This is a genomic window from Chryseobacterium gilvum, from assembly GCF_025628965.1.
Classification (GTDB): domain Bacteria; phylum Bacteroidota; class Bacteroidia; order Flavobacteriales; family Weeksellaceae; genus Chryseobacterium; species Chryseobacterium gilvum.
Genome location: NZ_JAOTEN010000002.1, coordinates 243990 through 260130, shown reverse-complemented (window position 1 = coordinate 260130; position 16141 = coordinate 243990). Strand labels below are relative to the sequence as shown.

Below are 16141 nucleotides of genomic sequence, written 5' to 3'. Positions count from 1 at the left end.
AATGTCTTAGTTTTTTACCAGAAGACGGAATCCTTCTCCATGAACATTGATGATTTCTAATCCCTCATCATCTTTGAGAAGTTTTCTCAGCTTAGCGATATAGACATCCATGCTTCTTGCGGTAAAGTAATTTTCTTTTTTCCAGATTTTTCTCAAAGCAAGATCTCTTGGCATAAAATCGTTTCTGTGAAGGCAAAGAAGTTTTAACAATTCATTTTCTTTAGGAGAAAGCTTATATTCTTTATCACCCACTCTTAGTTGTCTTAGCATAGAGTCAAAGAAAATATTACTGATTTTAAACTGTTCCTGCTCATCATTTTCCAAGGTAGAACTTCTCTGCAATATCGCTTTGATTTTATATAAAAGAAGCTCAGTATCAAATGGTTTTGTTATATAATCATCTGCTCCCAACTGGTACCCTTTGAGAATGTCTTCTCTCATGTTTCTTGCTGTCAGGAAAATAATAGGTGTGTTTTTATCGATTTTTTTAACATCTTCTGCCAAAGAAAAACCGTCTTTTTTCGGCATCATCACGTCAAAAATACAGATGTCGAATTCGTTTTCCGTAAATTCTTTCAGACCTTGCTCACCATCTACGGCAAGAGTTACTTCAAAATTATTGATGGATAAGTAATCTTTCAGTACGGCTCCGAAACTCTGGTCGTCTTCTACTAATAGTATTCTGTTGCTCATAGGTTTTGTATTATAATTAATGGTAAAGAATGAATTTTCAACATTCTTATCGTTGTTTTTGTTTTAAATTAACTCATTGGAAGTTTAATGGTAAATGTACTTCCTTTATCCTTCTGAGAGTCTACAATGATCTGGCCCTTATGCAGTTCTATAATTTTTTTAACGTACGAAAGTCCTAATCCCTGTCCTTTTACGTTATGGATATTTCCTGTCTCTTCTCTGAAGAACTTTTCAAAAATCTTCAGGCTGTTCTGGGTTTCCAGCCCCATTCCTTTATCTGAAATTTCAATTACGTACCAGTTTCCTTCGTTTCTTGTCTTTACATGAATCTCAGGGGTTTCGGGAGAGTATTTATTGGCATTATCGAGTAAGTTAACCAACATATTTGAAATATGAAATTCATCAATTTTAAAAATATATTTGTCTGCTGTGAATTCCTGAGTAAGAGTGCCGTTTCTTTGAGAAACAATAAGGCTGAACGATTCTGTGGTTTTTTTGATCAGTTCTCTTACGTTGGTTTCTTTTAAGAATAATTTTACTTCATTCCGCTCCAGTTTTGACATGTTGAGCACATTTTCCACCTGTTTTTTCATCCTCAGATTCTCCTGCTTGATAAGGCTGGAATAGTATCTTACCTTTTCGGGATTGGTGGCAATTTTATCGTTGGCTAAAGAGTCTGTGGCAACCGAAATTGTTGCCAAAGGCGTCTTAAACTCATGCGACATGTTATTAATAAAGTCGGTTTTTATCTCCGCAATTTTTTTCTGCCTCATCATATAATTGATCGAGATGATATAAATTCCCAAAATGGTCAGCAACGAAAGGAAGGTTCCCAATAACATGGGCCAGTTATTCATCGCCAAAGAATATTCTTTTTTGGGAAACGCCAAAGAAAGGGTGTAAATCGTGCGGTCTTTGGTATCCGTAAATAATGGATAGCTGTAGGTATTGCTGTCTTTTTTGTCCTGGAAAACTTTGTTAACGATGTCTGTAAGCTTATTATTTTTATCAGTAACTCCATACCCGAATTTTGCGGTGATGCCTTTCATGCTTAATTCTCTGGTGAGAATAGAATCAAGGGTTTTACGGTTTACCCTTTTACTGATCGGGAGATTATTGCCGTTTACTTTTACAAACTCTTTCATACCCCAATCGCCGGTTTGTATATCCTGATTGATTTCGGTAGTAAGCTGCTCTCGCTGTGTAGTATCTCTTTTGATTTTATAGGCGGCTTCATCGGTGTATAAAGTAGTCAGACTTAAGGAATCGCCTCTTTTTGAGATCGGGAGCTGTTTTTGCTCAATCAGATTTTTAGAGTAAACGATAGATCTTTGCGTTCCGGAATCTTCTACCTGCTGAATGGTCGTTAATGAAGGCTGATTATTATTTGCATTGACATTGCTCTTAAAATTTTTATAATTTTCATTCAGGTATTTTTCTACCTCTATATCAGATATGTTTTTAGAAGTATTTTCTAAAACGGTGTAAACTTTGTTGGAGAATTCCTGCTCCAAAGCTCCATAATATCCTTTAAGCCAATAAAACTGAAGTGTGACAAAGACAATTAAAGAAATGGTCATGAAAACAGATATTATCGGGATGAATTTATTATTCATTAAATAGGCTGATTAAAAATAGTGAATGTTAAAATTAATTATTTTATGACCATATAAACAAAAAATACGCCATAAAATTGTATTGTATTTCTTAAAAATGTCGATTTTAACATTTTTTTATAAATTTTTAATAAAATATTATTATTTAAAAAACTTTGCCGGGAAAAATTTAATTTTAATAAAAATAATAAATTATGGATTCTAACACGGTATTCAATAAAGATTTCAATGCCAAAAGCATTTACGTGATGAAAATTTTTAACGCTGATGTTTCAGAGGTTTGGAATTACTTTACCAAAAGCGAATTACTAGACCAATGGTGGGCGCCAAAGCCCTGGAAGTGTGAAACCATACAAATGGATTTTGCCGAAAACGGGACATGGTTGTATGCAATGAAAAGCCCTGAAGGAGAGAAAATGTATTCTCTGGCAAAGTACGGCGAGATCACGGAAAACAGAAGTTTTGACAGTACTGATGGTTTTTGTGACGAAAACGGAACGATTGATCCGATGATGCCGCAGACAAAATGGCTGATTGGTTTTACCGGCGTGGAAGAAGGTACTAAAGTTACCTTTAACCTGCATTTTCAAACAGAAGAGGACCTGAATAAAACGCTTGAAATGGGTTTTGAAGAAGGTTTCAAAACCGGGCTTCAGCAGCTTGAGGAGATTTTGAATAATAAATAATAAATCTGAACCATTAAGATTTTAAAAAATGCCTAAATGGTTCAGATATTCAATGTCTTATATGAGTTCTTCTTCCTGAAAATAATGAATAATCGCTTTTTTCATTAAAAGCTGCTGCTCATTAGGTTTTAATTCCGGGAGTTTTTCCAATTCTTCAAAATGCGGGTAACCGTCATCGTCGTAATGTGAAAATTTAAAGTATCCGAAAGGCTCTAATAAACGGCATACCGCAATATGAAGGATATTAAGTTTATCGTCTTTCGTATATTTCTGCTGGCCGCTTCCCAGCTCCTGCACGCCTATTAAAAATAAAATAGTGTCTATCTGCGGGTGTTTTTCTGTATCAAAGTTGGTTTCAAAAAATGCCTCCACTTTTGCCCATAATTCTGCTTCTGTCATGATCTATTTCTGCTGTTCTTTACCGTTAAGAATAGCGTTGTATTATAAATTATTATTTTCCTGTTTCTCCGATCTTCTTCTCTTGCGTTTTTCAGAAGCTGAGCCAATTTTTCTTCTTGTCTGATTTTGAAATCTTCTCTTTTTTCGCTTCTTCTGATTTTATCTTTCTGTATAATATAATAAACGATTGCGACTGCAATAAAAATTAATATGATAATCATAATTGTATTTATTAATAATCAGCGATATAAGAAATTTAAATCTTTTTTTCTAACTTGAATAAGAACGCATATTCCAACGCATCTTCTTTCAGGCTTTCAAATCTTCCGCTTGCGCCGCCGTGTCCGGAGCTCATATCGGTTTTAAACAATAAAAGATTGCTGTCGGTTTTCAATTCTCTTAATTTTGCCACCCATTTTGCCGGTTCCCAATATTGTACCTGCGAATCGTGAAAGCCGGTTGTAATCAGCATATTCGGATACTCTTTGGCTTCCACATTATCATAAGGAGAATATTCTTTCATATAAAAATAATATTCTTCATCATTCGGATTTCCCCATTCATCATATTCTCCGGTCGTCAATGGGATGGTTTCATCAAGCATTGTTGTTACCACATCCACAAAAGGAACCTGGGCAACAATCCCGTTAAATAAGCTAGGTTCGTAATTTACCACTGCACCTACCAATAAACCACCTGCACTTCCTCCCATTGCGTATAAATGTTGAGAAGAAGTATAGTTTTCTTTAATTAAATATTTTCCGGCATCTATAAAATCGAAAAAAGTATTCTTCTTATACAGCATTTTCCCTTCTTCGTACCATTCTCTTCCCAAATATTCTCCTCCCCGAATATGCGCAATCGCGTAAATGAATCCCCGGTCTAAAATAGACAGTCTTACATTAGAGAAACTGGCATCGACAGTGTGTCCGTAACTTCCGTATCCATACAGTAATACGGGAGTTTCTGATGATTTTTTTGTGTCTTTATGATACACCAGCGAAATAGGGATTTTGGTTTGCCCGTCCCGTGAATCTGCCCATATTCTTTCAGAAATATAATTTTCCGGAAAAAAGTTCCCTCCTAAAACTTCCTGTTGTTTCAGAAGTGTAGTGGTTTTCTCCTTCATATTATATTCAAACGTAGAACTTGGCTGAGTGAGCGAAGTGTATCCGTAACGCAGGATTTCTGTATCAAATTCTAAATTAATACTGATGTAAGCGGTATACGTAGGGTCTGAAAACGGCAGATAGTAGGAAGTTTGGGTTTTCTCTTCAATAATTTTGATTTGCAATAATCCTTTTTCCCTTTCTTCGAGAACCAGGTAATCTTTAAAGATCTCAAAACCTTCCAGTAAAACTTCCGGGCGGTGCGGGATGACATCTACCCAGTTTTCCATTCCGCAATGTTCGATTTTAGTTTTTACGATTTTAAAATTAGTGGCTTCATTGGCATTCGTAATGATGTAAAACTCGTCTTTGTAATGTTCTACAGAATATTCAAGATCATCAATTCTGGGCTGAATCACTTTCCATTCTGCAAAGACATTGTCTGAAGGAATAAAATGATGCTCATCTGAAATAGTACTTGAGCTTGCGAGAAAGATATATTCTAAAGATTTTGTTTTAAAAACATTCACATCAAACGTCTCATCTTTTTCATGGAAAACCAAAACATCTTCTGAGGAATCGGTCCCTAACTGATGTCTGTACACCTGGAAAGCACGCAGACTGTCATCTTTTTTGATGTAAAAAATATGTTTATTATCATTGGCCCAGACTGCTTTCCCGGTCGTATTTCCAATCGTATCAGAAAGAATTTCTCCCGTTTTCAGATTTTTAAACTGTAAAGTATAAATTCTTCTTCCGACATTATCGGATGAAAAAGAAGCCATTTGATTATCAGGGCTTACCGCAACATTGGCCACTTCAAAAAATTCCTGGCCTTCTGCGAGAATATTGACATCCAGAAGGATTTCTTCCGGATTTTCTAAACTCAGGTGTTTTCTGCAAAAAATAGGATATTCTTTTCCTTCTTCATACCGTACGATGTACCAGTATTCATTAAAAAAATAGGGGAGAGACTCATCATCTTTTTTATAACGTGCTTTCATTTCCTCATACAGTTCTTCCTGAAATGCTTCAGTGTCTTTCATAAGAGCATCTGCATACGCATTTTCTTCTTCAAGATAGTGTATCACTTCAGGATTTTCGCGTTCGTTCATCCAAAAGTAAGGGTCGTTCCTTTGGTCGCCGTGAATTTCGAGTATCTTTTCTATTTTTTTTGCCTTGGGAATTTTCATGGATTGTTGTTCTTTTCAAATTTAGTTAAAAAAAAACCATCTTTTCTCAAATCGAAAAGACGGCTATTTTGTATCAAGTAAATTACTTATTTGTGTAAGCTTTTAATATATTTTTCTAAAGCCATGGTCATAGAAGGGGTTTCTTTTGTAGGCGCCATCAGATCTACTTTTATCCCTGCTTCTTCGGCGGCGGCTAATGTGGTGTTTCCAAATACGCCTATTTTGGTATCTTCCTGTTTAAAGTTCGGGAAGTTTTGCTGTAATGATTTTATTCCCTGGGGACTGAAAAAGATTAGCATGTCATAATCATCAATATTAATATCCGTAAGGTCACTGCACACCGTTCTGTACATAATTGCCCTGGTCCATTGAATATTCGCGGAATCTAATGTTTTAGGAATATCCGGACTCAGCACATCTGATGAAGGCAGTAAATATTTTTCAGAAGGAAATTTCTTAAAAAGCGGTAAAAGATCGGCAAAGTTTTTTTCTCCGAAGCTTATTTTTCTTTTCCGGTAAACGATATGCTTCTGCAGATAATTGGCAATGGCTTCTGACTGACAGATATATCTCATAGTATCCGGAACAGCAAATCTCAGCTCTTCAGCAAGCCTGAAATAATGATCAATAGCATTCTTACTGGTAAAAATAATACCGGTAAACTGAGTAAGATCAATCTTTTGTGTTCTGAGTTCTTTATTGTCAGCTCCTTCAACATGGATGAAAGGACGGAAATCAATCTTTATTTTTTCCTTCTTTGCTATTTCCAGATAGGGTGATGACTCACTAGGCGCTGGTTGAGAAACCAATATAGACTTTATTCTCATCTTGTACTTTGATTAAAAAAACAATAACTTCCAAAGCATCAGCAAAGGTGCTATTTGAAGCGTGCAAATATACAAAAATTTATAATACCATTTTTGTGGTAAGATGTTGTTTCTGTGAAATAAATAGAAAAATACCTTGAATAGAAAAATGAATGCTAAAAAATATAAATAATATAAAAACGCTTTACTTTTATCAATGGGGAAATAATAATGGGTGATGCATAAAATTATTAGTAAAATTGAAAAAATAAAGTAAAATTTGGTAGAGGTAAAGTAGAAAATATTCCATTTTTTTCCATCACCGATGCTTTGGTAAAATAAAAAACCCAAGGCGGTTTTCAGGATATAAAAAAGAATAATAATAAGCAGGCTATACCCGAATTTATTGATTTGAAGTCCAAAAAGCTGCAAATCTGCAGCATATTTCGGAACGACAGGGATATACTGAGAGATCAAAACGGAAAGTGTGATTGCAACAACACAGGAAGTGATCACCCAGCTTGCAAGATTATTGCTTGAGTCGTAGTATTTCTGAATAAGAAAATCTCTGAGACTGGCTTCTCTTTCGATAACATTCATCATCAGGATATATAAAAATATACAACCGACAAGGATAAAAATTACCCAATCGTTATTTTCGGGGATTCTGATGTGATTTGAAAAATTTTGTGATAATGGCAATGGAATATTTTTTGCAAAATTATATTATTTTGTATAAAATAAAAAAGCTTAAATAAACTATCTTTGCCAATTGAAATGAAAAAGCTCGTCATCATTCCAACTTATAACGAAAAGGAAAATATTGAAAAGATAATTTCCTCTGTTTTTGCATTGGATCAGGAGTTTCATGTTTTGGTGGTAGATGATACTTCCCCCGACAAAACAGCTGAGATTGTAAAAGATCTGCAGAAAATACATCCCCACACTTTACATTTGTCAGTAAGACATACCAAAGATGGCTTAGGCAAAGCCTATATTCATGGTTTCAAATGGGCACTTCAGAATAATTATGATTACATTTTTGAGATGGATGCCGATTTCTCCCACAATCCGAATGACCTCCCTAAATTATATGAAGCCTGTTTGCAGGCAGATATGGCAATCGGTTCCCGGTATTCGAAAGGGGTCAATGTTGTAAACTGGCCGATGGGAAGAGTATTGCTTTCTTATTTTGCATCAAGGTATGTAAGGTTTATTTTAGGGCTTCCTATTCATGATACGACCGCTGGCTTTGTATGCTTTTCAAGAAAGGTTTTAGAAGAAATAGGATTAGACAATGTAAAGCTGAAAGGCTACGGTTTCCAGATCGAAATGAAATTCAGAGCCTTTAAAAAAGATTTTAAAATCGTAGAAGTTCCTATTATATTCACCAATAGGATTTTAGGGGAAAGCAAAATGAATGGCGGGATCATTCATGAAGCCGTTTTCGGAGTGTTAAATTTAAAATGGAAATCATTAATCAATACATTATGAAAAAAATGATGGCCGGTTTTCTGTTGATCATTCTGGTTTCCTGTGCTCAATATATTGATAAGCCAAAAAATCTGATTGATAAAAGCACCATGTCTGAGCTTATCGCAGAATTGTCGCTCAATGATCAGGTGGTTTTTATGTATCGCGGAAAAAATCTGGAAAGCGGAACGCGTTATGTTTTAAAGGCTCATCAAGTGAAACCTGAGGATTTTGTAGAAAGTTACAAATATTACGTGGTGACCAAAAAGATGAATGATATTGTAGATGATGCCCAGAAGATTATTTTAGAAAAAGATCCGAAGGCCGATAAATATGTAAAGGATAAGCTGGAAAAAAATCAAAATATTCCGGCGTTTGCTAGATAATTATGACACACAGATTTTTTAATATAGAAAAAACCTCAGAAGGAAAAGCAAGAGCCGGAGAATTGGTTACCGATCATGGTAAAGTTCAGACTCCCATCTTTATGCCGGTAGGAACTGTTGCAAGCGTGAAAACCGTTCATCAGAGAGAGCTCAGAGATGATGTGAAAGCCCAGATCATTTTGGGGAATACCTATCATCTTTATCTTCGCCCGGGAATGGAAGTGATGCAGGAAGCAGGAGGTTTACACCAATTTATGAACTGGGATCTTCCTATTCTTACCGATTCCGGTGGTTTTCAGGTGTTTTCGCTTTCCAAAAGCAGAAAAATGTCTGAAGAAGGGGTGAAATTCAAATCTCATATTGACGGAAGCTATCATTTATTCACTCCCGAAAAATCAATGGAAATCCAAAGACAGATCGGCGCAGATATTTTTATGGCGTTTGATGAATGTGTTGCTTATCCTTGTGAATACAATCAGGTAAAGGCTTCCATGGAAATGACCCATCGGTGGCTGAAAAGATGTATGGACTGGAATGAAAAAAATCCGGAATTATATGGTCATAAACAAAGGTTTTTCCCGATTGTTCAAGGTTCTACCTATTCAGATTTAAGAAAAATATCTGCGGAAGTGATTGCAGAAGCAGGAGCGGAAGGAAATGCAATCGGAGGTCTTTCTGTCGGAGAACCTGAAGAAGAAATGTACAGAATTACCGATGAGGTAACCAATATTCTGCCAAAAGATAAGCCGCGCTATTTAATGGGAGTAGGAACTCCATGGAATATTCTCGAGTGTATCGGATTGGGAATCGACATGATGGATTGCGTTATGCCCACCAGAAATGCCAGAAATGCCACACTTTTCAGCTGGAATGGCGTGATGAATCTGAAAAATGAAAAATGGAAGAAAGATTTTTCGCCTTTGGATGAGTTTGGGACAAGTTTTGTAGATCACGAATATTCTAAAGCGTATCTTCGCCATTTATTCGTGTCCAAAGAATATCTGGCAAAGCAGATTGCTTCTATTCATAATCTTGCTTTTTATCTGGATCTGGTAAAAGTAGCGAGAGAACATATATTGGCGGGAGATTTCTACGAATGGAAAAATTCGGTAGTTCCTGTATTAAGACAAAGACTGTAAAATGCTGACAATTGTAGACCGATACATCACTAAAAAATATCTTGGAACCTTTAGTTTCATGCTTGTTTTGCTGTCTATTGTGGTTTTGGTCATTGATATTCAGCAAAAAATCCCGAGGATAGAAAATGCTACCGCAATCGATCCTAAGCTGAATGTTACATACTTTTTGCTACATTTTTATCCTTTCTGGATTATCAATCTTGTTGTTACATTCTTAGCGATTCTCGTCTTTATTTCGGTAATTTATTTTACCTCAAGAATGGCCAATAATACGGAAATCGTAGCAATCATAAGCAGTGGGGCAAGCTTTCACAGGTTTGCAAGGCCGTATTTGTTAACATCATTTTTTATAGCCATTATTTCACTTGTGGTCAATCATTTTGTTTTGCCTTGGGCAAATATTAAAAAAAATGAGCTTGAAGCGTACACCTATAACGCCGCAAATAAGGAAAAAATATTAGGGACAGCTCCCGTTTCGGCACAGCTGAGCAAGACCGAATATATCTTCATCAATTCCTGGAACAAAAGAGAAAAAAGAGGCTACGGATTTGTCTATCAGAAGTTTGATAAAGACAGAAAAATGATCTACGAGCTCAAAGCCAACGATTCTTACTGGGACCCGGCGAAAAAACAGTTTGTACTCAACAGTTACCTTGAAAAAACGATCAATAAAAATGACACTGAAAAACTCGCGCAGGGTTTTGAATTAAGAAAAAGCTACGGACAAGCCCCGGAAGAACTTTTCCCGAATGAGCTTTTGGGACAAAATAAAACAACCCCGGAACTTATCAAATTCATCGATCGTGAAAGAGAAAAAGGAAACAGCAACCTCAATACGCACCTGAATGAGTTTCATCAGCGTACTTCCATGCCTGTTTCTATTATTATTCTTTCATTTTTAGCACTTTCTCTTTCCTCTCAGAAAAAGAGAGGTGGTTTGGGAATCAATCTGGCCTTAGGAATTTCTTTAGCGTTCATATTTGTCTTTTCTTTTGAAGCCTTAAAAGTGGTTTCAGAAAATAAAAGCATGGCGCCTGCATTGGCAATGTGGCTTCCCAATATAGTCTTTTTCCCCGTTACGCTGGTTTTGTATTTAAAAAGAGCCAATCAGTAGAGCAGCTTTACCTCTTTGTGATAAAAAGATCTGGTTTCATCTTCCAGTTCAATCAGGATCTCTCCATTTTTATCAGCATGTCTTATAATGCCATTTTGTCTTTTTCCGTTTATTTCAAAAACAGAAATTTCGTCTTTGCGGAATAAATTTGAATTAAATTCTTCCATAATTTTATCTTCAGAAATCAGGATCTCCATTTTTTCGTTCAAAAAAAGATGAAAAGCTTCTGCAAAAGATTTCAGATCATATTTTTTTCCGGTCTGGCTGAGAAGCGATCCTGCATTGGAAATATTATCAAATTTTTCCTGCAGTATATTAATACCGACCCCAATAATGAAATAATTTTCATGGTGGATCTTCTTTTTTTCAATCAAAATTCCGGCGATTTTTTTCTGGGAAACAATAATATCATTCGGCCATTTGATTTTCACAGTGTTTTCCGTCAATTTGGCAATATATTCACGTACTGCGGTTGCGGTATAATAATTGAACAGAAAATCAGAGACCGTAATGCCTGCAGTTTTTACAGCCAGAGAATACGCAAGATTTTGCCCTGAAAAACCGCTCCACTGATTGCCGTACTGACCTCTTCCTTTTGTCTGATTGAAAGTGTACAGGCCGATGCCGTTCATTTGTGGATAAAGTAAAACCTGCGTTATTTCGTCATTAGTAGAAGAACACTCACTCAGGTAAAAGAGTTGACTCATTTAAGAAAACTTTAAGACATTAAGACCCTAAAAGTAAGGCTAAAGTAAAAGAAAAACAATAAATTTGCAGATTATAGTATATTTTAATGAATAAAACAGTAGAAAAGCAAGCGCTAATAGATAAAATTGTAGAGGCAATCCAGGATGTGAAAGGTGAAGATATCATGATTTTTGATCTTTCTAAAATAGAAAATTCTGTAGCAGAAACGTTTATAATATGCAGTGGTAACTCAAATACACAGGTTTCTGCATTGGCAGGAAGTGTAGAGAAAAAAGTAAGAAATGATCTTCAGGACAGACCATGGCACGTAGAAGGTACAGAAAACTCAATGTGGGTTTTGGTAGATTATGTTACCGTAGTAGTGCATATTTTCCAGAAAGAAACCCGTGAATATTATGACATCGAAGAACTTTGGGGAGATGCGGCCATTACAAAAATTGAAAATTAATTTTAAAAATTTAAAAGTAATAAATGAATAATAAAGGATTTAACTGGTTTTTTCCTATTGCAATAATAGCTCTTTTGTTATTTTTTGCTTCCAATTTTTTTGGAGACAACAATACAAAATCTATTGATGAAGATGGTTTCTTTAGAGAAATGCAGACAGGAAAAGTTCAGAGTGTGCTGATTGATAAACAGGCTCAGAAAGCCGATGTATTTTTAACTAAAGCTGCCAAAACAGCAACCGTAAAAAAAGAAGATAAAATAAATAATCCTTTTTCAGGTTTAGGCATGACTCCTAAAGCAGATTACACGCTTAAATATGGAGACCTTCAGCTTTTTCTTGAAAAATTTGAAATGGTTAAAAAAGATTATCCGGGGGTAAAAACGTCAAAAGATTATGCAGAAGGCGAAAGCCCGTTGATGAGTATTCTCGTTCAGGCATTAATCTGGATTACAATTCTGGGATTGTTTTATTTTGTGCTTTTCAGAAAAATGGGAAGCGGCGGAGGTCCGGGAGGACAGATTTTCTCCATCGGGAAGTCCAAAGCAAAACTTTTTGACGAAAAAGAAAAAATCCAGGTAACGTTCAAGGACGTTGCAGGATTAGAAGGAGCCAAAGAGGAAGTACAGGAAGTTGTTGATTTCCTTAAAAACTCAGAAAAATACACAAAACTGGGAGGTAAAATTCCTAAAGGAGTCCTTTTAGTAGGTCCTCCGGGAACCGGTAAAACCTTATTGGCAAAAGCGGTCGCAGGCGAAGCTAAAGTGCCGTTTTTCTCACTTTCAGGTTCAGATTTCGTAGAAATGTTCGTGGGAGTAGGTGCTTCAAGGGTAAGAGATTTATTTGCGCAGGCAAAAGCAAAATCTCCTGCGATTATCTTTATTGATGAGATTGATGCCATCGGACGTGCAAGAGGAAAAAACAATTTCTCCGGCGGAAACGATGAAAGAGAAAATACCCTAAACCAATTGCTTACCGAGATGGATGGTTTTGGGACCGATGTCAACGTAATTGTAATGGCAGCGACCAACAGAGCAGATATTCTCGATAAAGCATTAATGAGAGCCGGCCGTTTCGACCGTTCAGTTTACGTAGATCTTCCGGAATTACACGAAAGAAGAGAGATCTTTGATGTGCATTTAAAGAAAATAAAGCTTGATGATACAGTAGACAGAGATTTTCTTGCAAAACAAACGCCCGGATTCAGTGGTGCAGATATTGCCAATGTCTGTAACGAAGCCGCCCTTATTGCGGCAAGAAACAGCCATGAATCGGTAAACAAACAGGATTTCCTGGATGCTGTTGACAGAATCATCGGAGGTCTTGAAAAGAAAAATATGGCGATTAAGCCGTCTGAGAAAAAAAGAGTAGCATTCCATGAAGCAGGTCACGCGACAATCAGCTGGTTGGTAGAACATGCTTCACCGCTGTTAAAAGTAACAATTGTACCGAGAGGACGCTCTTTAGGAGCAGCTTGGTATCTTCCGGAAGAAAGACAGTTAACAACTACTGAGCAAATGCTCGACGAAATGTGTGCCACATTAGGAGGAAGAGCAGCAGAGCAGGTGATTTTTAATAATATTTCAACAGGTGCTCTTTCAGATCTGGAAACCGTGACCAAAAGAGCGCAGGCAATGGTTACCATCTACGGATTAAGCCCTACAATCGGTAATATTTCTTATTATGACAGTTCCGGGCAATCTGAATATAACTTCGGGAAACCGTATTCTGAATCTACCGCTTCAAAAATTGATGCAGAAATAAAAGCGATTATTGAAAATCAATACGAAAGAGCAGTGAGAATTCTAAGTGAAAATAAGGATAAACTGAATGCTTTGGCTAATAAGCTTTTAGAAAAAGAAGTAATTTTCCGTGAAGATCTTGAAGAGATCTTCGGGCAAAGAGCTTGGGATCCGGAATTAACAGAAAGACCGGTAACCAATACCATACCTTTACAGGAAAAGGTGGAAGAAGGAACAATTCAGGCTCCGGAAAGTCCGTCCCAGATTTAGATTCTTTATTTAACATAAAAATAAGCCCGGTTTTTTAAAAATACCGGGTTTTTTCATAATTTAAGGCTACATTTTTAGATTCTATTGTAATTAATTTTCTATTTTTGTATAAAGTTGACTAAAACCAAATAAGTTGAGTTTATTTAAAAAAATTGTAAGCAAACTTACCAATCAGCCTGAAGAAGAAGAAAAACAGAGCCTGGAAAAATTAGGAGATTCGCTGAAAAATGCAGATCTCGATTATAAGTTTGCCCAGTTGTTTACTCATTCCGGAGGCTTTTTCAATTACTGTGCCGATGAAGCTGAAGCACTACAGACTTTAAATCAAATTTTAAAAATAGAAGGCATCACCTCGGTTTTCTGCTGTGATAAAGATCTTCAGAGTTTTCTGAATGTAATCAAAATCCCACATTCGCAAGAACTTGTGGCTGCCAATGATGCAGCATTCATTACCTGTGAATATCTTATTGCCTATGATGGGAGAATTATGCTTTCTCATAATAATATTCTGCATTATCATTCTTCAAGGCTGCCTTCAAAAATCATTATCATGGCCAATGTGTCTCAGATTGTCAATAATCTGAACGATGCGATGGGAAAAATAAAACGTACCGGAAATATCAAAAATCTTACCTCCATCAGTGGAAATCATTCTAAGCTGGATACCGCAGCCAATAATAATACAAAACTTTTCTTGCTGCTGCTGGAAGATTAGCACTCATTCTAAATTTTAAATTTTGGACAAAAACCTTATTCAGAGAACCATTTCGGGAATTGTTTATATTGCAGTCATTTTCCTTTGTACAACGCCTTTCGGTACACAGCTGATTGATAAAATTTCTCCGGGGCTTGTTCCGCAACAGTACCTGTATTACGGGTTAATCACATTTTTTTTATTGATAGGAACCTGGGAATGTATCAAAATCATGAAATTTGGGAACGGTTATGAAAAATGGATTGTTCTGCCTATTGTTCTGTTTATTTTCTATACTTTTTCAAAAAGATATTTTTATCACGACTTTTATTTCAACTTCAGGCTGACAGAGATATTAGCGCTTTCTCTCGTTCTGATTGCTGTAATAACCCTTTTTAAATTTACCAGCGAACTTTATATGGATAGCGGAAAGCTCATTTTTACCGTAATCTATGTCGCATTACCTTTCTCATTTGCTTTAGGGCTTCCGAAATATTCTACTTACGACAATACGTTTTCTTATGAAGTGTTTTTTCTCTTTATCTTAATCTGGAGCAGTGATACTTTTGCCTATTTAACGGGTAAATTCTTCGGAAAACATAAAATGGCGCCTAAAATTTCTCCTAAAAAAACCTGGGAAGGTTATTTTGGCGGAGTGGTCTTAACATTAGTTTTAGCCTATTTTATCGAAAAGTATCAACATGACCTTCGCGGAAATTGGATGGCTGTAGGGTTTTTGGTGGCTGTATTTGCACCACTGGGAGATCTTGTAGAAAGCCAGCTGAAAAGAACTTTCGGCGCAAAAGACAGTGGAAACATCATTCCCGGACACGGGGGCGTATTAGATAGGTTAGACAGTTTTTTAATCTGTGTTCCTGTCGTATATTTGTACTTTATTTTAATTAAATTCATATAAACCTGTGAAACCGTTATGCTACATTAGCAGAAACAACGGAGCCTCACAAACAATAATTATTTATCTCCATGAAATTACATAAAGAATCGAAAGGGACCATCACAGTAGCAACACTGCTTTTTGCCGTTATTGCAGCGTTGGCCATCTATTTTCTTGAAATGTGGTCATTGTTGATCATTGTGCCCTTATTGGTGATCTACGGATTGGTATTTTGGTTTTTCCGAGTTCCAAATAGGGATATCTTAGATCATAAAGAAAATGTGATCGCTCCTGTCGACGGAAAAGTAGTGATGATCAAAGAAGTAGATGAAACTGAATTTTTAAAAGAAAAAGCCATTCAGGTTTCTATTTTTATGTCTCCGCTCAATGTTCACATCTGCAGATTTCCTGTGTCAGGTAATGTGATTTATAAAAAATACCACCCGGGAAAATATCTGGTTGCGTGGCACGAAAAATCTTCTACCGATAATGAAAGAACAACGGTTGCGGTAGAAAGTATGACGCACCATAAAGTCGTTTTCAGACAGATCGCGGGATATGTGGCGAGAAGAATTGTTTTCTATTGTAATGAAGGCGATGCTGCAAAAGCAGGGCATGAGTTCGGGTTTATCAAGTTCGGTTCACGAATGGATATATTTTTACCGCTCGATACAGAAATTATATGTAAAATAGGAGATAAAACAAAAGGAGGGATCGACGTTATCGCAAGAATGCAGGAATAAAATAATATTCAATCACCCATTTAATATAAA

18 protein-coding genes are annotated in these 16141 nt (G+C 36.2%); 10 read left to right on the top strand and 8 right to left on the bottom strand.

The genetic code is table 11. The features are described from left to right. Window positions 1-6: 6 nt before the first annotated feature. Together N0B16_RS07810 and N0B16_RS07805 are read right to left on the bottom strand one after the other, a co-directional pair. A complete protein-coding gene (locus N0B16_RS07810; RefSeq protein WP_262990244.1) occupies window positions 7-693 on the bottom strand; it encodes a response regulator transcription factor in 687 nt (228 codons plus the stop codon). Between the two features lie 68 nt (window positions 694-761). Further along, a complete protein-coding gene (locus N0B16_RS07805; protein WP_262990243.1) occupies window positions 762-2309 on the bottom strand; it encodes a sensor histidine kinase in 1548 nt (515 codons plus the stop codon). A gap of 194 nt (window positions 2310-2503) precedes the next feature. Between N0B16_RS07805 and N0B16_RS07800 the strand changes: the two genes are divergently transcribed. After that, window positions 2504-2995, top strand: coding sequence for an SRPBCC family protein (locus tag N0B16_RS07800; RefSeq protein WP_262990242.1), 492 nt, complete (start codon window positions 2504-2506; stop codon window positions 2993-2995). 57 nt (window positions 2996-3052) lie between these two features. Here the strand turns inward: N0B16_RS07800 and N0B16_RS07795 are convergent, their stop codons facing one another. The 5 genes from N0B16_RS07795 to N0B16_RS07775 form a co-directional block, all read right to left on the bottom strand. Beyond that, a complete protein-coding gene (locus N0B16_RS07795; protein ID WP_262990241.1) occupies window positions 3053-3394 on the bottom strand; it encodes a hypothetical protein in 342 nt (113 codons plus the stop codon). After that, window positions 3391-3615: a hypothetical protein gene (locus N0B16_RS07790; protein WP_262990240.1), complete on the bottom strand. Its 225-nt coding sequence runs from the start codon at window positions 3613-3615 to the stop codon at window positions 3391-3393. Before N0B16_RS07790 ends, N0B16_RS07795 begins: the two co-directional genes overlap by 4 nt. Window positions 3616-3650: 35 nt before the next feature. Continuing rightward, complete coding sequence (locus tag N0B16_RS07785) at window positions 3651-5696, bottom strand: S9 family peptidase (RefSeq protein ID WP_262990239.1); 2046 nt, start codon at window positions 5694-5696, stop codon at window positions 3651-3653. Window positions 5697-5782: 86 nt separating this feature from the next. After that, window positions 5783-6523: a uroporphyrinogen-III synthase gene (locus N0B16_RS07780; protein ID WP_262990237.1), complete on the bottom strand. Its 741-nt coding sequence runs from the start codon at window positions 6521-6523 to the stop codon at window positions 5783-5785. A gap of 12 nt (window positions 6524-6535) precedes the next feature. Further along, window positions 6536-7204 (bottom strand): DUF4271 domain-containing protein, encoded by a 669-nt coding sequence (locus N0B16_RS07775; RefSeq protein WP_262990236.1) that lies wholly within the window; start codon window positions 7202-7204, stop codon window positions 6536-6538. A gap of 75 nt (window positions 7205-7279) precedes the next feature. Between N0B16_RS07775 and N0B16_RS07770 the strand changes: the two genes are divergently transcribed. Genes N0B16_RS07770 through N0B16_RS07755 form a run of 4 tightly spaced genes read left to right on the top strand, consistent with a single transcriptional unit; the run spans window position 7280 to window position 10614 of the window. Further along, window positions 7280-7996: a polyprenol monophosphomannose synthase gene (locus N0B16_RS07770; protein WP_262990235.1), complete on the top strand. Its 717-nt coding sequence runs from the start codon at window positions 7280-7282 to the stop codon at window positions 7994-7996. Further along, window positions 7993-8361, top strand: a complete 369-nt coding sequence (locus N0B16_RS07765) for a DUF4296 domain-containing protein (RefSeq protein WP_262990234.1) — start codon at window positions 7993-7995, stop codon at window positions 8359-8361. The genes N0B16_RS07770 and N0B16_RS07765 overlap by 4 nt, the downstream gene beginning before the upstream one ends. A gap of 2 nt (window positions 8362-8363) precedes the next feature. Next, complete coding sequence (gene tgt / locus N0B16_RS07760; protein WP_262990232.1) at window positions 8364-9500, top strand: tRNA guanosine(34) transglycosylase Tgt; 1137 nt, start codon at window positions 8364-8366, stop codon at window positions 9498-9500. A gap of 4 nt (window positions 9501-9504) precedes the next feature. Next, complete coding sequence (locus N0B16_RS07755) at window positions 9505-10614, top strand: LptF/LptG family permease (RefSeq protein WP_262990774.1); 1110 nt, start codon at window positions 9505-9507, stop codon at window positions 10612-10614. Here the strand turns inward: N0B16_RS07755 and N0B16_RS07750 are convergent. Beyond that, complete coding sequence (locus N0B16_RS07750; protein ID WP_262990231.1) at window positions 10608-11321, bottom strand: biotin--[acetyl-CoA-carboxylase] ligase; 714 nt, start codon at window positions 11319-11321, stop codon at window positions 10608-10610. The genes N0B16_RS07755 and N0B16_RS07750 overlap by 7 nt on opposite strands. 86 nt (window positions 11322-11407) lie before the next feature. On the opposite strand from N0B16_RS07750, the gene rsfS reads away from it, so the two are divergent. The 5 genes from rsfS (at window position 11408) to N0B16_RS07725 (ending at window position 16111) form a co-directional block, all read left to right on the top strand. Continuing rightward, window positions 11408-11770, top strand: a complete 363-nt coding sequence (gene rsfS / locus N0B16_RS07745) for a ribosome silencing factor (RefSeq protein WP_262990230.1) — start codon at window positions 11408-11410, stop codon at window positions 11768-11770. Window positions 11771-11793: 23 nt separating this feature from the next. Then, window positions 11794-13779 carry an ATP-dependent zinc metalloprotease FtsH gene (ftsH, locus tag N0B16_RS07740; protein ID WP_262990229.1) on the top strand — a complete coding sequence of 662 codons (1986 nt, stop codon included), beginning with the start codon at window positions 11794-11796 and terminating at the stop codon, window positions 13777-13779. 133 nt (window positions 13780-13912) lie between these two features. Beyond that, the gene (locus N0B16_RS07735; protein WP_262990228.1) at window positions 13913-14494 is read left to right on the top strand and encodes an LUD domain-containing protein; all 582 of its coding nucleotides are present in this window, start codon (window positions 13913-13915) and stop codon (window positions 14492-14494) included. A gap of 22 nt (window positions 14495-14516) precedes the next feature. Then, complete coding sequence (locus tag N0B16_RS07730) at window positions 14517-15389, top strand: phosphatidate cytidylyltransferase (RefSeq protein WP_262990227.1); 873 nt, start codon at window positions 14517-14519, stop codon at window positions 15387-15389. 68 nt (window positions 15390-15457) lie between these two features. Further along, on the top strand, window positions 15458-16111 hold the full coding sequence (locus tag N0B16_RS07725; RefSeq protein ID WP_262990226.1) for a phosphatidylserine decarboxylase family protein: 654 nt from the start codon (window positions 15458-15460) through the stop codon (window positions 16109-16111). The last annotated feature ends 30 nt before the right edge of the window (window positions 16112-16141 follow it).